Below are 22433 nucleotides of genomic sequence, written 5' to 3' on the forward strand. Positions count from 1 at the left end.
TTCCTCTTATATCCTGCGCTTGTAGTCGTTGAGATACTCAACGGCCCTGTCAATATCTGCATTTTGTTTTTTTTCGTTCCAGTCAATAGCATCAGACTCACTGCGCCATCTGCCTGATCGAAGACTTCGCTCAAATAGACGCGGTAACCCGGCCCCTGGTCAATCCTGAGTTCTGAAACGCTCTCTCTGCATGGCTTGCAATCACCATAGTTACCCGTAGACATTCTGGCGACACGTGTAGCAATCATGGCTTTTGCTATGGGATCGTTCACACTTCTCAGATATGCATCAAAAGGGTCGTACCCGTCTGCTGTGATGTAGTGTTTGACCTTAGCCATTATTGTAGCCTGTAGTTTACGATAAGCAAATGCATTGTAATCTTCAGGCTACGACAGGCAACTGTTCACTGGGTTGTGACACATGGGAAGATGTGATTTCTGAAAGCGGATCGCAAAAATACGAGACCGTTGTGTTCGGCCTTTCTCAACATCGCACTCAGCAATGCGGCAGCAGGCTAAGCGCTTGCTTAACCGCCGCCTGCAAACGCGACTCCGGAACACCGTCCCTGGCCTGCACCGACAAACCATGTAAAAAGACGGCAAAATAGTCTCCCAGACTCTCTGCATCGGTCGTATCCGGCAGTTCACCGTTATGCACTGCCTGATGGAGACGGTCGATGATCTGCTGCGTACGCTGCAGGCGATGCTGTGCCAGCCAGGTTTTGAGCGTTTCATTTTCCGCACTGACGCTGGCTGCAGAGGCCACCACCATACATCCTTGCGGCAAATCCGGATGGCAGTACAGGTGAACCGCATCCATTAACAGCGTCTGGATGGTATCCCGCACGTTGCCCCCTGCGGATAAGGCCCGATCCGCAAAACCGCCTTCCTGTTTTTCGTAATCGGCGATAGCTTCCCGAAAGAGCTGCTCTTTTGAACCGAACGCCTTGTAAATCCGTGCCGATGCAATCCCCAGCTCCGCCACCAGATCCGACATTGAGGTTCCTTCATAACCCTGTCGCCAGAACAGGTTGCGCGCTTTGATAAGCGCCTGATCGCGATCGAACTGGCGCGGTCTGCCTGCCATTTTGTTGCTCCGGTTGGTCCTGAATTCAGTGAAACAGGATCGCCTAAATCATCTGGATTACCAACGAATTTATAATTTTCGCTTGCGGTTATCCGGCTTTACTCCTATTGTTTGTCAATCGACAAACAATAGGAGTATACGATGAAAACCCTCAAAGGTCCCTCTCTCCATCTGGCTCAGTTCAGCGATGATGTGGCCCCATTCAATAATTTGCCTGCAATAGCCCGGTGGGCCGCGGAAACCGGCTTCAAGGCATTACAAATCCCGGCCTGGGACCGTCGGCTGTTCGACGTGGCGACGGCGGCAGAAAGCCAGACCTACTGCGACGATCTGACCGGTATGCTGGCGGAGCATGGCCTGGTGGTGAGTGAGCTGACCAGCCACATCTTCGGCCAGCTGATGGCGGTACATCCTGCTTACGACAGCTTATGCGACAGCTTTGCGCCACCGGAAGTACACGGCAACCCACAGGCCCGCGGCGAATGGGCACAGCAACAGCTGCTGATGGCGGTCAAGGCCTCCGCCAGGCTTGGGCTCAGCGATCTGGGTACCTTCTCTGGCTCGCTGGCATGGCCCTATCTGTTCCCGTTTCCGCAGCGCCCGGAAGGGTTAATTGAAGCCGCCTTTGACGAGCTGGCCAGGCGCTGGATGCCGGTGCTCAACGCCTGTGACGAGCAGGGTATTAACCTCTGCTATGAGATCCACCCGAGCGAAGATCTGCATGATGGGGTGACGTTTGAAATGTTTTATCAAAGGGTGAAAGAGCATCCCCGCTGCCGGATACTTTTCGACCCCAGCCACATGGTATTACAGCAGCTTAACTATCTGGATTTTATTGATATTTATAATGACAAGATCAACATGTTCCACGTCAAAGACGCTGAATTTAATCCGACCGGGCGTCAGGGTATTTATGGTGGCTATCAGTCCTGGGTCGATCGTGCAGGACGTTTTCGCTCATTGGGTGACGGCCAGGTTGATTTCAGGGCTATTTTCTCGAAGCTGACCCAATACGATTATGCTGGCTGGGCAACCCTGGAGTGGGAGTGCTGTCTGAAAAACCCGCTGGATGGTGCCAGAGAAGGGGCAGCGTTCATCCTCGACCACATTATTCACATCACCGATAAAGTCTTCGATGATTTCGCCGGTGCGCCAGTTAACCCTCAGCAAATCAACGCATTACTCGGCATTCGCTAAGCAACGACATCACAGGGAGTCCCCATGGAACAACAATACGGTGAGATCGCGCACGCGGATCTCAGGGCAGAACACGTCTATACGAAAGTGAACGGACAGCGCATCCACTGCGTCGTGGCGGGAAAAGGTCAACCGGTATTGCTGATACCGGGTTGGCCACAGACCTGGTATACTTGGCGCTATATCCTTCAGGCGCTGGCGGCGGCGGGTCTTCAGGCGATAGCGGTCGACCCTCCGGGCATTGGTGAGTCAGATAAACCGCGCGACGGCTATGACACCGGACGTGTCGGTGCCATGCTGCATAACATGATGGCGCAGTTGGGTCATGCGCGTTATAGCATAGTAGGCCACGATATTGGCATGTGGGTTGGATACGCCATGGCGAGCGATTTTCCTCAGGCGATAGAACGACTTGTGCTGACAGAAGCGGTTATCCCTGGACTGGCCCCACCACCGCCGATTTTTGTCGCACCGGAAGAGAACATCTTTCTCTGGCACTTCATGTTCAATCAGCTGGCGGATCTACCCGAAACCCTGACCAGCGGGCGCGAATCACAGTATCTCAGCTATATTTTCGACCGCTGGTCTCATCGACGTGAACGGGTTGCCGCAGAGGTGTATATCGCCGCCTATTCAACACCCGGCGGGCTGCGTGCGGGTTTCGACTATTATCGCGCTATCCCGGAAACCATCCGGCAGAACCAGCGCCGTGCGCTAACGCCTTTAACCATGCCGGTGTTAACGGTGGGGGCCGAACATGCGACGCGCGATGCTCCGCTGATAACCCTGCAGGGCAATGCCCTTGATTTGCGTGGCGAGACGGTGGCGGACTGCGGGCATTTTATTACCGAAGAGTGTCATGAGGCGTTTATTGGGCTAATCGTACCCTTTCTCTCAGAGGACACCGATCGTGCCGCTTGATAAACATATCGCTGACTTTTTGGCTGCGTCATCGGGCGCGCCGCAACCGGCGTCGTTAGCCGACCTGCGTGCCGCCACCGAAGTGGACTTATTGCGGCTACAGGGTGAGGAGGAAGCAGGTGGCGGCATTCAACATTACGTTGTTATCGCTGATGATGGTTACGCTATCGGTCTTCGCGTGTATACGCCTGCAGTCTCAAACGCTGAAATCGCACAGCCTGCAATGCTTTTTGCTCACGGCGGTGGATGGTGTCTGGGCTCGCTGTCGCTGTACGATCGGCCCTGTCAGGCACTGGCCAATGCTACTGGTCGGAAAATACTCTCCGTTGATTACCGTCTGGCACCGGAGTTCCCCTTCCCAGGGCCGTTAGAGGATGTTTATCAGGCACTGTGCTGGGCCAGTGAACAGGCCGCGCTTTTGGGGATAGATGCGACCCGTCTGGCGGTGGGCGGCGACAGTGCAGGCGGCAATCTTGCTGCCGCGACAGCTCTGCTGGCCCGGGATCGCGGCGGACCTCACATTGAGCATCAGTTGCTGCTCTACCCGGCATTAAGTCGCGAAATGTCGTCCCAAAGCTATTGTGAATTTGCTGAAGGTTATTATTTAACGCGTGATGCGATGGCGTTTTGCTGGGAGAACTATCTGGGAGAATGTCGTCATCCTTATGCCGAGCCGCTGCATATGGCCTCGCTGAGGGAGTTACCGCCAGCAACCATCCTGAGTTGTGAATACGATCCCCTGCGCGATGAGGCTGAAGCGTATGCGCGGCGGCTTGAGAAGGCGGGGGTGCCAGTACGCTGTGAACGGTTGCCGGGAATGGTGCATGCCTGCATTCATATGTCAGGGTTAACGCCAGCCGCGCGTCGGTTGTTCGAACGGGCTTGTATCTGATTCAAAAACACAAAAAACCCAGCGCGATCGCTGGGTTTATTATTCATGCCTGTTCACAAGGTGGCACACGACCTTAGTGCGTCGCTTCACCAATCAGCGCGCCCGTGCCAGCACCAACGGCTGCACCTTTCAGCACGCTCTTGCCGGTAACCGCTGCGGCACCTGCGCCTACGGCAGCTCCTACCGCGCCGCCCTTACGCGCGGCTTTACCTTTGCCGCCGTTTTTGAACATGGCACCGGTGCCTGCGCCAACGACGGCGCCGCCAACGGTCGATTTCAGATCTTTGCCAGTGGCCGCGCCAATGGCCGCGCCTGCTACCGCGCCAGCGGCGGTTTTGTCGATGGCCATTCCCGAGGTGGAAAATATGAGGGCGCTGATAACCAGCGTTGTTTTAATAAGTTTCATAACAGATCCTTTGTGACTGCTGTCGGTTGAGACGTCATTTCTCACTCTCAGACGCGAGAAAAACGTCCAGATAGTGCCAGCAATACCGGCTCAACCTTTAAGCTAATCATGCCCTGGGCAGGGATCTCAGTTGCCGGGCGGGGATCCGCCCGGCGGAACATTACGCCTGACGCTTATCTTCCGTATTGGTATCGAAGTCGCTCGCCGCGTGGCGCTCGTGGAGCTGCTCGTTCAGCTCGCCGCTGGTGCGGTTAACGATACGGCCGCGCTTAACGGCATGGCGATTCGCCACGTCATTCGCCCAGCGCTGGACGTTGGTGTACTTCCCGGCGTCCAGGAACTCGGCGGCGTTGTATACGCTGCCCAGCGCCACGCAGCCGAACCACGGCCAGATGGCGATATCCGCGATGGTGTACTCCTCGCCCGCCACGTAGCGACCGCGCGCCAGCTGTTTATCCAGCACGTCGAACAGGCGTTTGGCTTCCATGGTGAAGCGGTCAATCGCATACTCAATCTTCACCGGCGCATAGTTATAGAAGTGACCAAAACCGCCGCCGAGGAACGGCGCCGCACCCTGCAGCCAGAACAGCCAGTTCAGCGTCTCGGTGCGTCCCGCCGGATCTTTCGGCAGGAAGTGACCGAATTTCTCTGCCAGGTAGAGCAGGATATTGCCGGATTCAAATACGCGCGTTGGCGGGTTCGTGGAGTGGTCGCGAAGTGCCGGTATTTTCGAGTTCGGGTTCACCTCAACAAACCCGCTGGAGAACTGATCGCCCTCGCCGATGCGAATTAACCAGGCGTCATATTCCGCGCCCGTCACGCCCAGCGCCAGCAGCTCTTCGAGCATGATCGTCACTTTCTGGCCGTTCGGTGTCCCGAGAGAGTAAAGCTGCAGCGGGTGGGAGCCCACGGGCAGATCTTTCTCATGGGTCGCGCCGGAAATCGGGCGGTTAATATTGGCGAACGCGCCGCCGCCGTTCTTTTTCCATTCCCACACTTTTGGTGGCTGATACGTGTTGTCTGACATGTTGGCCTGCCTTTTGAGTGATGTGTTGAGGCAGTGTAGCAGGAGATTTGTGAAGCGTTTAACGTTGCGAGCGCAATCAATTAACCGCTATTCCTTCTGGCGCTTATATATAACAAATCCGGCATAAGCTTAATCGAAAATCGCATTTTCATAATTAATGCGTAAACCGATAAAGCTGAATATGATGCTTCAACATAAATAAAAGATGCAGTAATAAACACTTTATAAGGCAAGGAGTTAGTGAGATGCGCAAGCTTCTGTTATCGGCAGTGGTGGTTTCGCTCGCGTTAGGCCTGGCTGGCTGTGATGATGCGAAAAATAAAGAGACAAATACGCCCTCAGCGGCAAAAAACGACGCGCCAAAAGAGGGCGGTTCGCTAATTATTGGAATTACCTCCGGCGACCCGCTAGCCGTTAATCCGCTCTATGCCAGTGACCGTACGACGTTAACGATCATGCAGGCGCTCTATGCCCCGCTGTACAGCTTTAATAACGGCAACATTGAGTGGGGTCTGGCGGAAAGCCTGACGCCTTCCGCCGACAACCTGAGCTATACCCTGACGTTAAAACCCAACCTCAAATGGCAGGACGGACAGCCGCTGACGGCGGATGACGTGGTCTTCACCTTCAACAAGCTGCTGGATGCCAAACAGCACAGCTTCTTCCGCAGCATGTTCACCTACGGCGGCAAGCCTGTTGAGGTGAGTAAGGTTGACGACCGTACCGTTAAGTTCACCCTACCGCAGGTCAGCGCAGCCTTTGCCGGCACCCTGGTACAGATCTACCCGATTCCGCAGCACGTGTTCGCCGGTGAAGGCGACCTGGAAAAGAGCAGCAAAAACGATGCGCCGATAGGCTCCGGGCCGTTCAAATTCAAAGAGTATCGCGCCGGGCAGTATTACGCCCTGACCCGTTTTGACGATTACTGGAACGGCAAAGCGAAGCTTGATTCGGTCACCTACCGTTTCGCCAAAGACAGCAACGCCGCCAACCTTGCGCTGCAAAACGGAGAAATCAACCTCAAGATGGTTGACCCGCAGGACGTGAACCGCCTGAAAAATACCGGTAAGTTTGACTTCGTGGTCTATCCGGAAGGCCGTCTGGCCTATATGACGTTCAACCAGAACGTGCCGGTGATGAAGAGCAAAGCGCTGCGCCAGGCCATCGCGTATGCCATCAACAAAGACGAGCTCACCCAGACCGCGTTTACCTCGCTGGACTACGCTAAACCGGCGACCTCGTTCCTGACGCCAGATACGCTTTACAAGACGGATGACGTCGAGCAGTACAAGTTCGATCTGCAAAAAGCCAAAGACCTGCTGAAGACGTCCGGCGCGCCGGACAACCTCAAGCTGCGCCTGGCGTATGTGAACACCAACAAAACCCAGGAGAGCATGGCGCTCTACATTCAGCAGGCGCTGAAGGGCATTGGGGTGAACGTGGAGCTGATGCCGCTGGACTCCAACGCCATGTCTCAGCGCAGCCTCGATATGAACAACACCGCGTGGGAGCTGAACCTGGGCGGCTACATCATGGGCTCCGAGCCGGACGGTTACAAATCGCTGTTCATGAGCAACGAAGCCTATAACTACGCGCATTACAAAAATCCGCAGTTTGATGCCCTGTGGGATAAAGGTGCAGTGGAAACCGACGCCGCGAAACGTGCCGATATCTATAAGCAAATTCAGCAGACCGTGGCAAACGACATGACGTACTACCCGATCGCCTACACCAATGCGACCGTCGCGGTGGACAAGCGATTCGGCGGCACCCAGGAGGCAGAGCCGAAACCGGTCTATCTGTTCCAGGATCTGTCAAAAATCTATCAGAAATAAGTGATTGCTCCGGCCGACAGGTCGGGGCTTTGGTAAGGGCACGTCCTGAACACACTCCTCACGCGTCGGCTGCTGCAGCTGCTGCCGATGCTGTTCTTTATTTCACTGGTTGCGTTTCTGCTGGTCAAGCTCGCGCCCGGCGATCCGGTGGCGGCGTACATTACGCCGCGTATGGCCCCGGAAGATATCGAACGTATTCGCCAGAGCCTGGGGCTGGATAAGCCGCTGGTCACGCAGTACGTGCTGTGGCTGAAAAACGTCCTGCAGGGCGATCTCGGCTATTCGCTGATTTACCACCGCCCGGTGCTGGAGATGATCGGCGAACGCATTCCGGCCACGCTGGGGCTGATGGGCGCGTCGCTGCTGATGGCGATCGTACTTGCTATTCCGCTGGGCCTGCTGGCGGGAGCATTTAAGCACCGCTGGCTGGATCACCTCCTGAACCTGTTCGCCTATATCGGCATCTCGGTGCCGATTTTCTGGTTCGGCATTTTGCTCATCACCGTTTTTGCCGTGCAGCTTAACTGGTTCCCCAGCATGGGGATGCGCACCATCGGCGTGGAGGACAACGGGCTGGACGTGTTGCGCCACGGCGTGCTGCCGTGTATTGCCCTCACGTTCTACAACCTCTCCAGCTACGTGCGATACATCCGCTCTAACACCATCTCGCAGCTCTCGGCCGACTACGTGCAGACCCAGCTTGCCTACGGCGCCACGCGTTCCAGCATTCTGTTCCGCCACGTGCTGAAAAACGTGCTGCTGCCGGTGATTACCCTGTTCGGCCTGTCGTTCGGAGAGCTGATTGTGGGGGCCTATGTGACGGAAAGCGTCTTCTCCTGGCCGGGGATGGGGCTGCTCGGGATCCAGTCGATCGCCTCGCTGGACTACCCGCTGATCATGGCGATCATCATGCTCTCGTCGATGATGCTGATCGTCGGAAACCTGATCGCCGACGTGCTTTATCGCTTCGCCGATCCCCGCATTCGTACGCTGAGGTAACCCGGATGAGCAGACGCTGGCAGCAGGTTCGTCACCAGCTGCGCCGCAACCGTCCGGCGCAGTTCTCTCTGTTTGTGCTTTTTATTTTCGTTGTCGCCGCGCTCTGTGCGGGCTTAAGCCCGTACGACCCGGATCGAATGGCGCTCGGCGCACGCACGTTGCCACCGGATGCCGCGCACTGGTTCGGCACCGACGAATACGGCCGCGACTACTTTACCCGCGCGCTGTATGGCGGCCAGATCTCCCTGATGGTCGGTTTTCTCGCCATGCTCTTTTCCACGCTTATCGGCACGGTGGTGGGAACGGTGAGCGGCTATTTTGGCGGCTGGCTGGATAACCTGATGATGCGCGCCGTGGATATCCTGATGGCCATTCCGGCCTTCTTCCTGCTGCTGGTGGTGAATGCTTACCTCAAGCCGGGCGTGGATAACATCATTCTGATCATCAGCCTGCTGACGTGGATGAACATGTCGCGGCTGGTGCGTGCAGAAACCCTGTCCGTGAAAGAGCGCGAGTACGTGCTTTACGCCCGCGCGTCGGGAGAGCATCCGCTGCGCATTATCGTGCGCCACATTATTCCCGGCGTGCTGCCGACCATTATCGTGGCCGCCACGCTCAATATCGCCTCGGCCATTCTGATGGAGTCAACGCTCAGCTTCTTAGGGCTGGGCGTGCAGGCGCCCGTGGCGTCGTGGGGAAGCATGCTTAACAACGCCCAGTCTTATATTGGCGAAGCGTCGTGGCTGGCGATTTTCCCCGGCATTCTGATCCTGCTGACGGTGTTCAGCTTTAACGTGCTGGGCGATGTGTTCCGTACCGCCTTTGAGCCGGGAGCGAATCGCGATGAGTAACTTATTAGCGCTTGAGAACCTGCAAACCTCGTTCCGCACCCGCGAGGGCGAGGTTCACGCGGTGCGTGGCGTGAGCTTTCAGGTTAAGCCGGGGGAAGTCGTCGGCATCGTCGGCGAGTCGGGCTGCGGGAAAAGCGTCACCTGTAAGTCAATTATCCAGCTTCTGGGGAGCAACGGACGGATAACCGGCGGCAGCATCCGCTTCCAGAATGAGGATCTGGCGCAGAAAACGCCCGCGCAGATGCGCGCCATTCGCGGCAACGAGATCGCGATGATTTTTCAGGATCCGATGACCACCCTGAACCCGGTGCTGACCATCGGCAAGCAGATGGCTGAGATCCTGATGCGCAACAAAGGGCTGACCAAAAAAGCGGCCAAAGCGGCGGCCATCGCCATGCTGGAACAGGTGGGCATTGCCGGGGCGGAACGCCGATACGACCAGTATCCCCACGAGTTCAGCGGCGGCATGCGCCAGAGGGTGATGATCGCCATTGCGCTCTCCTGCAACCCTAAGCTGCTGATCGCCGATGAGCCGACCACCGCGCTGGACGTGACCATTCAGGCGCAAATCCTGCGCCTGCTGAAAAGTCTACAACAGCAGACCCGGACCGCGATTTTGCTGATCACTCACGATCTCGGCGTCGTGGCGCAGGTCTGCAGCCGCGTGGTGGTGATGTACGGCGGGCTGGTAATGGAGGAGGGCAGCGTGGAGGACATTTTTTATCGCCCTGCGCATCCTTACACCCAGGGGCTGCTGGCCTCGCTGCCGCGCCCGGATGAGGTGAATCAGCGTTTATCGCCCATTGAAGGTTCGCCGCCCGGCCTGCTTAACCCGCCGCCGGGGTGTCCGTTCGCGGAACGCTGCCCGAAGCGCATGCCCCAGTGTGAACGACAGCCCGTCTTTTACGCCGCCGGAGAGGGCCATCGCGCCGCCTGCTGGCTATGGGCCGACAAGGAGATTCAGGCATGAATGAACAACAGGCGCCATTAGTGAGCGTGCGCGATCTGCGCAAACACTATCCGCTTAACGGCGGTTTGCTGCGTAAAGGCGTGGCCGTGAAGGCGGTTGATGGCGTGAGCTTTGATATCCAGCCCGGCGAGACGTTTGGCCTGGTGGGGGAGTCCGGCTGCGGAAAATCCACCCTCGGGCGCGCCATCCTACGCCTTTTCGATATCACCTCAGGCGAGATCCACTTTGCCGGGCAGGCGATCGCCCACGCCCGCGAAAGAGAGCTTAAGCCGCTGCGTAAACGGATGCAGGCGATTTTTCAGGATCCTTACTCCTCGCTCAACCCCGGCATGACGGTGCGACAGCTGGTGGCCGAGCCGATGCAGATCCACGGCTACAGCCGCGAAGAACAGCGGGAACGCACGGAAACGCTGCTCTACAAAGTGGGGCTCAAGCACGAACATCTTGAACGATTCCCGCATGAGTTCAGCGGCGGGCAGCGTCAGCGCATCAGTATCGCCCGCGCGTTGTCCGTGGATCCTGAATTTGTGCTGTGCGATGAGCCGCTCTCGGCGCTGGACGTCTCGGTGCAGGCGCAGGTGGTGAATATTCTGCAGGATCTGCAGCAGGAGCTGGGGCTGACCTATCTGTTCATCGCCCACGATCTCTCCATGGTGCGCCATATCTCCAGCCGCATTGGGGTGATGTATCTCGGAAAACTGGTGGAGGTGGCCCCGGCGAATGAACTGTATCAGCGTCCGGCGCACCCTTACACCCGCGCGCTGCTGGCGGCGGTTCCCCAGCCCGATCCGCGCATCCGCAATCTCGAAGACGCAACCCTGCGCGGCGACATTCCTGGCCCCACGTCCGCGCTGCCGGGCTGTAAGTTCTGCAGCCGCTGCCCGCACGCGATGCCGGTTTGCCAGACGCAGGAGCCTGCCATGCGGGAGATTGCGCCAGGGCATTTCGCGGCATGTTGGTTGTTAAACATGTAGTTAATGCGCTGCGCGGGTGTATGATAAATGTCCCTCTGTCAGGTTAATTACAACGTGCAGACGACGACAACCCTTAAAAAAATTGCCGCCTGCCTGTTTTAGGTTGGATACATGCGTAAAGGAAAGTTAAGCAGTGATGCGCCATTCGGGACGTTGTTAGGCTATGCGCCCGGTGGCGTGGCGATTTACTCTTCAAATTACGGCAGTCTGGACCCGCGCAGCTACCCGCAGGACGCGGATTTCCGCAGCTATATCGGCAACGAATACATGGGCCACAAGTGGCAGTGCGTTGAGTTTGCCCGCCGTTTCCTGTTTCTCAACTATGGCTTTGTGTTTACCGACGTCGGCATGGCGTGGGAAATCTTCTCCCTGCGCTTTTTGCGTCAGGTGGTGAACGATAACATTCTGCCCCTTCAGGCCTTTGCCAACGGTTCGAAACGCGCGCCGCGCGCCGGAGCGCTGCTGATCTGGCAAAAGGGCGGCGAGTTTCACGAGACCGGCCACGTGGCGGTGATCACCCAGCTTCTGGACGATAAGGTGCGTATTGCGGAGCAGAACGTGATTCACTCCCCGCTGCCGCTCGGGCAGCAGTGGACGCGCGAGCTGCGTCTGAGCGTGGAGAACGGGTGTTACACGATCCATGACACCTTCAACGACACGGAGATTCTCGGCTGGATGATCCAGACCGACGACACGGAACACAGCATTCCCCAGCCGGAAATCGACGGCGAACTGCTGAAAATCAGCGGTGCGCGGCTGAAAAACAAACGTCAGTTCGACGGAAAATGGCTTAACGAAAATGACGCGCTGCAGCAGGCGTATATCCGCGCTAACGGCCATGTGATCAACAAAGATCCCTGCCAGTACTTCACCATTACCGAAAGCGCCGAGCAGGAGCTGATCAAGGCCACCAACGAACTGCACCTGATGTACCTGCACGCGACGGACAAGGTGCTGAAAGACGACAGCCTGCTGGCGCTTTTCGACATCCCGAAAATCCTCTGGCCGCGCCTGCGCCTCTCCTGGCAGTGGCGTCGCCACCATATGATCACCGGTCGTATGGATTTCTGCATGGATGAGCGCGGCATTAAGGTTTACGAGTACAACGCCGACTCCGCCTCCTGCCATACCGAGGGCGGGCTGATTCTCGAAGAGTGGGTGAAAAAAGGCTATCGCGGCAACGGGCATAACCCGGCGGAAGGGCTGCTGGAAGAGCTGACCGGGGCATGGAAGCACAGCCACGCGCGGCCGTTCGTCCACATCATGCAGGACAACGATGTCGAAGAGGACTATCACGCGCTCTTTATTCAACGTTCGCTGATGCAGGCCGGGTTCGAGACCAAAATCCTGCACGGGTTGGAGGCGCTCAGCTGGGATGCCGCCGGACAGCTGATTGACGACGAAGGTCGCCACGTCAACTGCGTATGGAAAACCTGGGCGTGGGAAACGGCGATAGAGCAGATCCGCGAGGTCAGCGAAACCGAATACGCCGCCGTGCCGATCCGCACCGGGCATCCCGAGGGCGAGGTGCGCCTGATTGACGTCCTGCTGCGCCCGGAGGTACTGGTCTTCGAACCGCTGTGGACCGTGATTCCCGGCAACAAGGCGATTCTCCCGGTTCTGTGGCAGCTGTTCCCGAATCACCGTTACCTGCTCGACACCGATTTTGAGGTTAACGATCTGCTGAAGCAGACCGGCTATGCCGTCAAGCCGATTGCTGGCCGCTGCGGCAGCAATATCGATCTCATCAGCGCTCAGGACGAACTGCTGGATAAATCCAGCGGCAAGTTTGTCGACCGCAAGAATATCTACCAGCAGCTGTGGTGCCTGCCGAAGGTTGACGGTAAGTACATACAGGTCTGCACCTTCACCGTGGGCGGGAACTACGGCGGCACCTGCCTGCGCGGCGATGACTCGCTGGTGGTGAAGAAAGAGAGCGATATCGAGCCGCTGATTGTGGTTAAAGATAAGTAGTTAACATTCGTGATGAAATAGCCCCCGCAGGGTCTCCTGCGGGGGCTTTTTGTTACTGCTCTTCCTCTTCCTGCTGCTCGCTGATCTTCAGATCGATGATGCGGCCAATCTGATCGTGATACACCGTCAGCAGGTTGTACTGGCTCATCTCGGAGATGATCTGCGGTGAGACATTAAAGCTGCGGGCCAGCTCTTCCTGGTGAAAATAGCCCGGCTGGCGCCGCCTGACGTGGGCGCGGCGGCGGTTGTACTGATACCACAAAATCAGCAGCCAGCCGTTGAGCGCGGCGAACAGCAGGTAGAGCAACACCGTATTAAAGGACGCGATAATCACGCTCCAGCGGTAGTCGCTCTCATCGGTTAGCTGCATCCACAGCCGGGCATACAGGAAAAACAGAAATCCTCCCCATGCCACCAGCGTCAGCGCGGCATCGAAAAGACGCGGCAAGAGCCGATGCTCAGTCAAAATTAAGGTATTTTCGTTCATTAAATGCTCCCTTTTCCCCGGTCCGGACTGATCCAGCGCGCGCGGGCGCGCTGGCGTTTAAGCATGACTTTTGGAAATGCGACGAGGGTGGTGAACAGACCAATCATCCAGTACACCATCGGGAACCAGATCACCCAGAAAAGCGAGCTGGCCACTTTTCGTTCGTACCGCCGCTCGATGTACAAGCTGACCAGGAACTGCAGCAGGCACATCACGCCCAGCAGCAGCCCGGTAAACTCCGGTGGAAAAAGGCTCTCCACGGTCAGCCTGGCGGGAACAGGCGCAACCTGGCTGAGGAGGAACAGCAGCACCGTCATCGCATACGCGAAGGCCCACAGCGTTGACAGGGCGTACTCCAGAAACAGCGGCCACATGCGGTGATGCTCCCAGCGCACAATCCTGCGCAGGTTGACCAGAAACACCTCCGCGCCCCCCTGGGCCCAGCGCAGGCGCTGTTTCCACAGGCCCCTCAGCGTCTCCGGCATCAGGATCCAGCACAGCGCCCGCGGCTCAAAAAAGATATCCCAGTGGCGCAGCTGAAGCTTCCAGCTGATGTCGATGTCTTCGGTGATCATGTCCGGGCTCCAGTACCCGACGTCCGCCAGCGCCTGTCGGCGAAACGCGGCGATGACGCCGGAGACGGTAAAGACCCGGCCATAGATCCGCTGCGTCCGCTTGATGAGCCCAATAATGGATGAGAACTCGCCCACCTGAATGCGGCCAATCAGCGTGGAGCGCGTGCGAATGCGCGGATTGCCGGTAACCGCCCCGACGTGGGGATACTGAATCAGCGGGGCCACCAGATAAGCGGCGGTATCGCGGTCAAGCAGGGCGTCGCCGTCAATGCAGACCAGCAGATCGCCCCGCGCCGCCGCGGCTCCGGCTTTGAGCGCCAGCGCTTTTCCCTGGTTTTCCGCGAGGTTAATCACCCGCAGGCGCGGCTGTTCCTGCGCCAGCTCCTGCAGCACCTGCGCGGTGTTGTCAGAAGATCCGTCGTTGATGGCAATAACTTCTATATTTTCATACCGCTGATCCAGCGCAGCGCTGATGGTCTCCCGGGCATTCCTTCCCTCGTTGAAGCAGGGGATAAGAATGGAGATGAGCGGCTCACCCGCGAGCGTCGGGGCGGGCGTGTCTTTATCCCACGACCAGTGGCGTTCAAGCTGATACCAGAAATAGAGGCCGCCGGTTATCCAGAGCACCGACATGAACAGCGGCCAGAAGAACACAAAATCCAGAATCAGTTCGCCGGTAAAGAGGGCGGCCACGCCTAACGGCAACCCGAATACCAGACATAAAATAGAGAATGCGATAATGCGATCAGTCATTGTCAGGGTACCAGTACGAAGAAAATTCAGGCCTGATGCGCGAGATATCAGGTTGGTTGTTGAGAAAGTCGTCGGGGTAGTAACCGTAGTTTTTGACGCCGTTCAGCTGGAGCACGCGCATCCACTGCGCAAGCTGGCTATCGGCAACGGCGCGCTGCGGTTTCTGGTCCCAGTCCCTGGCCTGCAGCTCGAAAATCGTTTTATCGAGCGCGCCGGGGCGTGCGGCGACCGCTTTAACCAGACGCGTCAGCCAGGCATCGCTCTCGTCTGCCGGAACGGCCTCCATCAGCGGCATGGCCATCGGCACCGTCCAGTCATACTCCGCCAGAAAATCATCAAGATTCTGTGCAAACCACGCTTCACTTTCAGGCTGCAGAATGGGAAGGGCGAACATGTTGCGCGCGGTTTTTATCTGCGGGCCACGGATATGCTTCACCGCCAGGCTCAGGGCGTGGGTAAACCCGATAAGCGTCTGGCTTTTCTGACGCGTGGTGTTCTGACCGGCATCGTCCACGTCCGTCAGCGCCGCATCGTCATGGAACAAAATCCCGTTGAAGCTGGTATAGCGGGCCAGATCTTCATAGATGTCCGTCACCTGCTGGCGCACCTGCGGGTCCCACGGGGAAAGCCGGATGTAGGGCTCGGTGGCTTCGCGCAGCTCGCCGGTTTGACGATCCCGACGCTGCACGCGCGGCAGGGAAGGATTGAGATCGAACGAGAGCACCGGCATCCACGCGAAGACTTTCACGCCCGCGCGGGTTTGCAGCTGCCAGGCGACAAAATTAAAAAGATCTGCCCGGACCGGCAGACGACGGTTGGGGAAATAGAGCGCCTTGATCCTGCCGTCGCCCTGCGGGTCGGCAAACGCCTGCAGGAAAACATGGCTGATCTTCATGTCGTAGACCCGCTGGATCAGCCTGTTGATATTTTGGGTCTGCTGGGCAGGATCGGGATCGTAAACGTAGTCGAGATCGACGTGCATGACGCGCACGGGATCGCGCTCCTGAACCTGGCTGACCGTGCTGGCAAACGCCTTGAGCGAGGGATTCCCTGCGATCAGCAGGCGAGGGATGTTGCCCAGATCCTGCACGTTACCCAGCCCGTCCTCAAGGGTGAAGGCCAGCTGATAACCCTGCTGTCTGGCGATAGCGAGCGACGTACCGCTGGCGGCGCCGTAGGGCCAGACCCAGGCGCGCGGCGCTTTGCCCGTCACCTGCGTGATTTTTTCAGTCACTTTACGAACGTCATCGCCGATCCTCCGGCTGAACTGCTGGTCGGTTTCATAGCGACCCGTCGCTTTGTCATAAAAGCGATTGGCGATGGCCGGCTCGCGGCTGCCCTGCGGGTTGGCCGGAATGCCGTAATGCGAGGCCCAGGTGTGCGATCCGATCTCAATCAGCGGGGACCGGCTGAGCTCGCGCACCATGTCCCACGTCGCGAAGCGATCCCGGGGCGTCATCAGACCGCCGAAGTTAACTTTTTGATTTGCCGGCGTATCCACCCAGCTGCCCACCGGCGCCCACAGCGCAGGAACATTCCACGCCTGAAGCAGCGGCCAGACGCGGGTATAAAAGCTGCTGTAGCCGTCGTCAAAGCTGAGCAGAACGGCTTTTGGCGGCAGCGTTTTTTTCCCGTCATGGGCATCGAGAATGTCCTGCACGCTGATGGCGTGATAGCCGTTGTGCAGAAGCCAGCTTATCTGCTCGTTTAACGCGCTGGTGCGAACGGAGAGATAGCGCTGATCGGCGGCATCGTCTTCGACGTCGTGGTAGGCCAGGACCAGAAACTGGTTCTCCGGCCAGGGTTTACTCGCCTCCAGCTGCGGCCGATCTTTGGGCGCAATGAACGAGATCGCCTGCGCGCAGACGCTCGCGCTGAGGCAGAGCCAGCCGAGGAGTATCAGGCTCACGGAAAAACGTGTGTTCAGCATATTCATCCTTAAAAGCGTAAAGTCGCGTCAAACGTGACGGAGAGGTTGCTCTCGCGTTTGCCGTCATAAGGGCGCTTGTCCCAGTTCAGCATCACGCCGGTATCAATAACGTTGTTCCACTGAACGCGCTGTCCGTAACCCAGCAGGGCGATGGCGCCAGCGGACTGATTTTTCTGCCAGTAGCTGCCGCCTCCCGCTACGAACTGCTGGCTCCAGAGGGTGTCGTAATGGCGGACCATCTCATGGTCAACGGAGAGGGCAGCCGTCACGGACAGATCCCGCGCCGGGTTGTAGTAGAGCGTGTCCCGCAGGCTGTTTTTGCTGGCGGCGATCCCCGGTTCGAGATCCAGCGTCAGAGACGGGGTCTGCCAGAGACGCTCCTTGCCCGTGAGGGTGTATTCCTGGCGGCGGTTATGGTCGGAGAAGCGGCTGAGGGCGGCGCTGAACTGGTACTCACGCCGCTCGTTTTGATACCAGCGCACCCCGCCTTCACCCCGGTTGGCGCTAATTCCGTTGCGTAACGCCCGAAGGGGCGTGGTGCGAGACAGGCGTTCAAGGCTGCCGCTGACCTGCCAGCTATCGGTCACAAAGTATGTTGTTGCGAGGCGAGCGCCCGGCTTGTTTTCGCCGTGATAGCGGTTGCTGGAAAGCTCGGCTTCGAGCTGAAGGTCGCGTGGCCGCCATTCGACGCCGCCCAAAAGGTGACGGCTGGTGCCTTTGCCTTCATCGAAATTACCCTCGGCATAGCGGGTGCCGGCAAACAGCCGCCAGTTATCCGCTACGGGCGGGCCATAGAGCGTGGCGTCCCAGTTGAGGTCGTGCGTCCCGCTGACGGGGTTATCGGAGTGCAAACCCTTGCTCGCGTTGAGGCGCAGCTCGGACATATGGTGGACGGTGCGGAGCCTGTCCAGACGCCTGGCGCTGCGATCGCGCGGCGCACGGGCGACGACGTCGTCAGCCAGTAAATCCATCTGCCGCCACTCCTGCAGATCCATAGCGACGTAAGCCTGCTGCTGCTCAAGCTCCAGATTTGAGGGCTCCAGCGCCTCCGCCATTTTCAGCGTTTGCTCGGCCGCGCGCGGCAGGCCTCGCGTCTGAAGCATCGTGGCGTAGTCAATCTGTAATCCCTGATTGCCCGGCGCCGTTGTCGCCAGACGGTGCGCCAGCTTTTCGGCTTCCGGCAGGGCATTCGTCGCCAGCAAATAGTTAAAGCGGAGCGACCGTCCGGTAAGCCATCGATCGTTCGGCTGAGGGGTTGGGGAGCCGAAATCGTAGCGGGTCCACGGGACGTTGCGGGTCTGGCGCTCCACGTACTGGCGGGCGGACTGATACTGTCCCGTATCCAGCCAGGCGTAGAAAAGCGCGTGCTCCTCGTCCTGCGGGTCGGAAGCGTATTGCGGATAGCGTTGCAGAAGCGAGAAGGCGGCGGCAGCGTTTTGCTCCTGCAGATACGCGGAGATGACCCAGCCGATTGCCCAGTCCGGCACCGGATGCTGGGCTGCCGTAAGATCCTGATATTCGCTAATCACCCGTGGGTAATCAGCATGGGCGTACAGCGCGCCAAGCCTGTCGATACGAGCAAGGACGACGTCTTCCGCCGCCTGCGGATCGTTTTGCCAGCGAGCAAGCAGGGCGTCGTAACGATTCAGCGCGGTTTGCGCAAGCTGCAGGCGCTCCTTTTCTGTTCTGCCAGGCACATTGGCAAGGCGAACCTGTTCTGCAGCGGCATTACGCTCCAGACGGCGACGCTCCGCGGGAGACAGCGTCACGCTTTGTGAAACCTGGAGCGCGGGTGTGTTCACCCGGCTATTCGTTAGCGCGTCGATCAGCTCGCTGAGGAGCGCTTTATTCTCAGGTGCGACATTCAGCGCGCGGGTGTCTGCCAGCAGCCGATCCCAGCTTTTTCCCTGGCGTAACCAGACATACGAGAGCGTCTGAAGATGCGCCTGAGAGGGATTTTCCGCCACCAGCCGTCTGGCTTCCTGCAGGGCAAGCGTGTCCATGCGGGCATCGGCCAGGGTTTTGATATAGCCGATACGATAATCGTCGTTATCCGGTGCAAGGCTACGCGCCTCTTTCCAGAGCGCCAGGGCCGGCTGCCACGCTTTTTGATTTCGCCTGGACTGCGCGACAGCAGCAACGCCGCGGGCGGGCAGCGGCATATAAATGCCGTAACGCTGCCAGACCTGAATAACCTCGTCATCATGACCTGCCCAGGCTGCAACCTGTAACCAGTCCGCAACTTGTTCAGGCGTCAGGGCATGCTGCTGCTGATAACGCTGAAGATAATCGAGAAACGGCGTGTAATTACCGTTACGCGCCTGTTGAATCTGTTGCTCATAAACGGATTCAGTCGCCTGAGCCAGAACAGGAAAGAGGAATAACAGAAACAATAATGTTGGGGTGCGATAAAAGAATAACGTATTGAAGCGAAGTGAACTTTCCATATCTATTTGCCATTTGTTTATCATGAATCCATTGCATAACACGGCCGCCTTTAAACTCAGGGTTAAAGGCCATAAATGAGAACATTAAATCTGAATGCAGTGATGTTACGGGGTACTTACCTAAAGGTAATTATGGATCCTTATCTCAGTGTACTGGGTGAAAGCTAATGTACACCTGATATGTTGCCGGATAAATATGTTGAAAAGCCGGTGTGTCGTTTTGAGATAATTCTGGATTGAGCGCTTTGTGACGTTTTTATTGAATTAGGTGTTTATTTTTAACTTATTGAAATTATTGTATTTTATTTTTATTGTGACAGCTTTGTATATATTTTTAATGGGGTTTATCAGCCTCAATTAAAGTACTTTCTGGTGAATGTTTGGGAAGTTTCATGACAAAAACTCTTAATGTTTAGAGAAGTGACTTTTCTGCGATTGTTTTTTATTTATAATTAATGGCAGCCATTGAATGATAGTCTACAGGAAGTCTTACTCATCAATGTCTGTATTGAGGGATGTCCAAAGCCAGAATACATTTATCGTTAATATAACAGCGCTATAAAACGAAGGCGGCCTTCTTTGCGAGGGATCGTGCTTGCTTTAATCTAAAAGGGATGGTTAGTGGCAACTTCAATTGTTTTAGTGACTCAGGATCGCTACCTTGTCAGAGGGATGCGGATATTTTTCCCGGATATTATCCTGCTCGACTCGATTGACAGAAACATATTTGATAACGGTGCAGATGAATATTCTGTATTGATTGATAGTCGTTCTCCGCTCCGTTTATATGATTACCTGATACGCCATCCGGCCAGAACGAAAAAAACAATCTGCTGCGTTATGCTCGATATGCGACACCGGGAGGAGAATCTGCTCAGTATGAAGTTATTTATGAACACGTCGCTGACCGCGCCGGATATGGCGTCGTTATTTAACCTGGTGCTCAATATGAAGGGCCGGCGCCTGACCACGAAGTGGCTGCTTAATTTACGTCTTAGCACGCACGAAGCGATCATGCTGCGGTTGCTGCGGGCAGGGATGCCGATGGAAGCCATCGCCGATGAGCTGAATACGTCGGTGAAAAGCCTCTATCGCAAACGAACGGCGCTCTCGGAACGCCTGGGGGCGGAGAACTTCAACGAGGCGTGTTTGTTTATCTTTAAAAACAAACTGCTGGACGCAGGTGGGAACGATCCCTGGGTTGGGGAGAGAACAAAAGCATAATTGCGGGCGGTATTCTGAGGTTTGAGAACGCTGGATGAGGATAACTTCCTGGCTTTGGGTTTGGATTTACTCTGGCTAAAACGACACAAGGACGTTGTCATGGACACGATTGAAGAGTCTGGTCACCGCCACTGTAAGATATCTTCAACTATTTGATATAAATATAAATTTGACAAATATCGTCAGGTAGCGATTTATCCGTCAAATTAAGTTAAACTTCGTCACATGTTTCAGTGAGTTATGGGACGGTTAGTAGAATGACCAGCGAAGAAGCACTTTTAAAATCAGGTTTTAGTAAACGAGATCTTCAAAAGCTAAAAAACAATATCGAGAATTACGGTGGTTCGTTTGATAGCGTAACTCATGATCTGGCCAATCGTTTTAAGGCAATGAAGTGGATAACTATTATTGCCTTTATCATACTGGCTTTAACTCTTTTACTTGCATCCAGGGATACAAGTCTGACACTTGCGCTCACGTTATTGATTTTACTACCTTTTATCTGGTATATAACGCCAGCAAAACTTGGCTACAAATCATGGCGTTACCGTAAAATGCTGACTAATTCTGAGACGGGTCGCTGACGGACAACAGATCAAAAATAATCTTAGCTTTCACGCCGTAACCCGCTATTTTCATTGTAAGCTGCGGGCGGCTCAATGTGCTCACCTTTCGGTAATAGTCTGTGGGTAGATAACGAAACAGTCGCCAGGTACCAGGTCGCCGTAACAAGCCAAAAATGGTATACGCATTAGCGGCCAGTGAGATTGATTTGTAGACACCTAAACCATTCTCACGACTAAAGCCCATAAACTCAGCTGTAGACATCGCGGCATTCGCGACCAGCCCTTCACTGGTAGTGTTGTTCGTTGCGTAGCGAGCCACTTCTTTACTGATGCTGTTTGCCCCGTCAGTAACCAGAATCGCACCAGCAAGAACTCCGAGAGGGGTCATAGTGCCAATCAGTGTAAATCCTGCGGCTATTTCAGCACCGGCCAGGACAACACTAACTGCCGAGATAACATACCCAACAATTTTGTTATTCTCTCGGATGAACTCGACTTTCGCGTAAAGCTTCGCTGCCTTCGTTCGTAATAAACGAGCTTGTTCCAGGAGGTTATAGTTTTCTTCTCTAAGTATTTTAACGCAGTCCATGCATTCTTTATCTGATTTAGCCTGACGAGCTAGCATAAACTGCTGTTCTATGAGGTCCCGAATTTCCTGAATGAACTTCATTCGAGTCAGACCATCCCTGAGATGAAAAGCCGACAGAGTGTTGGCTGTATTTACCAGTTTCCTGGCTTCCATATTCACCATCGTTTCCGCCCAGGCTTTATTTCTTCCACCTGATTGCATCATGTTAAGCAATGCTGCATCCATTGTAATTCCTCTCAATTGCTTTACCGGCGTCTGTTTAGACTGATAAACGACTCCCTCTGACTGCCATGCGTGCCAACGCATGCATAATATAGTAGCAATGTGGTTACGGGGTCTGAAGCAGAAGTCGCTTTTTGCAGCTACACACCTCGGCCGACTATACGGCTTTCACCGGGCATCACCGGAAGTATCAGGCCAGATTTTTGCTCAATGGCATCAATGAGAAGCCCGTTCTGGCTTGAGTGGCCGCTGTAGTAGGGAAAGGGCAACACCAGCGGAAAGCCAGCCGTTTTTGTCGGGAATTTCACCATCAATCAGGCCGGATGTGCAGCACGACTGGACGTTTTCGGAGGCCCTGAGCAATCCGGTATGTGCCCACTGTATAGTAGGTGCCATTTCGGTCTTTGGTAGGCTTTATCATATGCCCATTTTGTACCACCGGGAAGCGGGGCCGGAGGAGAGATAAGGGCGGTAACTACTGGTAAACGTAAGCGTACAGCGAGAGCCG

At 56.2% G+C, this 22433-nt stretch carries 19 protein-coding genes and 1 pseudogene; 11 read left to right on the forward strand and 9 right to left on the reverse strand.

Annotated elements, in window-relative coordinates; genetic code table 11:
- Positions 1–6: 6 nt before the first annotated feature.
- Positions 7–338 (reverse strand): annotated as a pseudogene (locus UTM25_RS19465) (type II toxin-antitoxin system RelE/ParE family toxin).
- Between the two features lie 157 nt (positions 339–495).
- Positions 496–1086: a TetR/AcrR family transcriptional regulator gene (locus UTM25_RS19470; protein ID WP_023333391.1), complete on the reverse strand. Its 591-nt coding sequence runs from the start codon at positions 1084–1086 to the stop codon at positions 496–498.
- A gap of 141 nt (positions 1087–1227) precedes the next feature.
- Between UTM25_RS19470 and UTM25_RS19475 the strand changes: the two genes are divergently transcribed.
- Genes UTM25_RS19475 through UTM25_RS19485 form a run of 3 tightly spaced genes read left to right on the forward strand, consistent with a single transcriptional unit; the run spans position 1228 to position 4096 of the window.
- On the forward strand, positions 1228–2283 hold the full coding sequence (locus UTM25_RS19475; RefSeq protein ID WP_194401754.1) for a sugar phosphate isomerase/epimerase family protein: 1056 nt from the start codon (positions 1228–1230) through the stop codon (positions 2281–2283).
- 24 nt (positions 2284–2307) lie between these two features.
- Positions 2308–3204, forward strand: coding sequence for an alpha/beta fold hydrolase (locus tag UTM25_RS19480; protein ID WP_194401755.1), 897 nt, complete (start codon positions 2308–2310; stop codon positions 3202–3204).
- Entirely contained in the window at positions 3194–4096 is a 903-nt protein-coding gene (locus UTM25_RS19485) for an alpha/beta hydrolase fold domain-containing protein (RefSeq protein WP_194401756.1), read from the forward strand. The genes UTM25_RS19480 and UTM25_RS19485 overlap by 11 nt, the downstream gene beginning before the upstream one ends.
- 73 nt (positions 4097–4169) lie before the next feature.
- Here UTM25_RS19485 and UTM25_RS19490 read toward each other — a convergent pair whose 3' ends face one another.
- Together UTM25_RS19490 and yghU are read right to left on the reverse strand one after the other, a co-directional pair.
- Entirely contained in the window at positions 4170–4502 is a 333-nt protein-coding gene (locus tag UTM25_RS19490) for a hypothetical protein (protein ID WP_029740720.1), read from the reverse strand.
- Positions 4503–4662: 160 nt separating this feature from the next.
- Positions 4663–5529, reverse strand: a complete 867-nt coding sequence (gene yghU / locus UTM25_RS19495; protein ID WP_194401757.1) for a glutathione-dependent disulfide-bond oxidoreductase — start codon at positions 5527–5529, stop codon at positions 4663–4665.
- A 245-nt stretch (positions 5530–5774) separates the two neighbouring features.
- Here yghU and UTM25_RS19500 point away from each other — a divergent pair, with 245 nt between their 5' ends.
- The 6 genes from UTM25_RS19500 to gss all read left to right on the forward strand — a co-directional run bounded on the left by UTM25_RS19500 (position 5775) and on the right by gss (position 13132).
- Positions 5775–7364 (forward strand): ABC transporter substrate-binding protein, encoded by a 1590-nt coding sequence (locus UTM25_RS19500; protein ID WP_194401758.1) that lies wholly within the window; start codon positions 5775–5777, stop codon positions 7362–7364.
- Positions 7365–7409: 45 nt separating this feature from the next.
- Positions 7410–8363, forward strand: coding sequence for an ABC transporter permease (locus tag UTM25_RS19505; protein ID WP_080471866.1), 954 nt, complete (start codon positions 7410–7412; stop codon positions 8361–8363).
- Positions 8364–8368: 5 nt separating this feature from the next.
- Positions 8369–9214, forward strand: coding sequence for an ABC transporter permease (locus tag UTM25_RS19510; RefSeq protein ID WP_320715216.1), 846 nt, complete (start codon positions 8369–8371; stop codon positions 9212–9214).
- Positions 9207–10184 (forward strand): ABC transporter ATP-binding protein, encoded by a 978-nt coding sequence (locus UTM25_RS19515; RefSeq protein ID WP_194401760.1) that lies wholly within the window; start codon positions 9207–9209, stop codon positions 10182–10184. The genes UTM25_RS19510 and UTM25_RS19515 overlap by 8 nt, the downstream gene beginning before the upstream one ends.
- The gene (locus tag UTM25_RS19520) at positions 10181–11158 is read left to right on the forward strand and encodes an ABC transporter ATP-binding protein (RefSeq protein WP_194401761.1); all 978 of its coding nucleotides are present in this window, start codon (positions 10181–10183) and stop codon (positions 11156–11158) included. Before UTM25_RS19515 ends, UTM25_RS19520 begins: the two co-directional genes overlap by 4 nt.
- A 111-nt stretch (positions 11159–11269) precedes the next feature.
- A complete protein-coding gene (gss, locus tag UTM25_RS19525) occupies positions 11270–13132 on the forward strand; it encodes a bifunctional glutathionylspermidine amidase/synthase (RefSeq protein WP_194401762.1) in 1863 nt (620 codons plus the stop codon).
- Positions 13133–13184: 52 nt separating this feature from the next.
- Here the strand turns inward: gss and pgaD are convergent, their stop codons facing one another.
- The 4 genes from pgaD to pgaA are packed head-to-tail and all read right to left on the reverse strand — an operon-like array spanning position 13185 to position 19324.
- Positions 13185–13619, reverse strand: a complete 435-nt coding sequence (gene pgaD / locus UTM25_RS19530) for a poly-beta-1,6-N-acetyl-D-glucosamine biosynthesis protein PgaD (protein ID WP_194401763.1) — start codon at positions 13617–13619, stop codon at positions 13185–13187.
- Positions 13619–14947 carry a poly-beta-1,6-N-acetyl-D-glucosamine synthase gene (gene pgaC, locus UTM25_RS19535; protein WP_058841931.1) on the reverse strand — a complete coding sequence of 443 codons (1329 nt, stop codon included), beginning with the start codon at positions 14945–14947 and terminating at the stop codon, positions 13619–13621. The genes pgaD and pgaC overlap by 1 nt, the downstream gene beginning before the upstream one ends.
- Positions 14940–16877, reverse strand: coding sequence for a poly-beta-1,6-N-acetyl-D-glucosamine N-deacetylase PgaB (gene pgaB / locus UTM25_RS19540; protein WP_194401764.1), 1938 nt, complete (start codon positions 16875–16877; stop codon positions 14940–14942). The genes pgaC and pgaB overlap by 8 nt, the downstream gene beginning before the upstream one ends.
- 8 nt (positions 16878–16885) lie before the next feature.
- Positions 16886–19324, reverse strand: a complete 2439-nt coding sequence (pgaA, locus tag UTM25_RS19545) for a poly-beta-1,6 N-acetyl-D-glucosamine export porin PgaA (protein ID WP_194401765.1) — start codon at positions 19322–19324, stop codon at positions 16886–16888.
- Positions 19325–19996: 672 nt separating this feature from the next.
- Here pgaA and UTM25_RS19550 point away from each other — a divergent pair.
- A complete protein-coding gene (locus UTM25_RS19550; RefSeq protein ID WP_194401786.1) occupies positions 19997–20548 on the forward strand; it encodes a helix-turn-helix domain-containing protein in 552 nt (183 codons plus the stop codon).
- Positions 20549–20805: 257 nt separating this feature from the next.
- Positions 20806–21132 carry a hypothetical protein gene (locus tag UTM25_RS19555; RefSeq protein WP_047072784.1) on the forward strand — a complete coding sequence of 109 codons (327 nt, stop codon included), beginning with the start codon at positions 20806–20808 and terminating at the stop codon, positions 21130–21132.
- On the opposite strand, the gene UTM25_RS19560 is transcribed toward UTM25_RS19555, so the two are convergent.
- Positions 21110–21928: a DUF4225 domain-containing protein gene (locus tag UTM25_RS19560; protein WP_194401766.1), complete on the reverse strand. Its 819-nt coding sequence runs from the start codon at positions 21926–21928 to the stop codon at positions 21110–21112. The genes UTM25_RS19555 and UTM25_RS19560 overlap by 23 nt on opposite strands.
- Positions 21929–22433 lie beyond the last annotated feature (505 nt).

It is taken from the genome of Enterobacter sp. 61D5 (assembly GCF_034107965.1).
Classification (GTDB): Bacteria; Pseudomonadota; Gammaproteobacteria; order Enterobacterales; family Enterobacteriaceae; genus Enterobacter; species Enterobacter cloacae_M.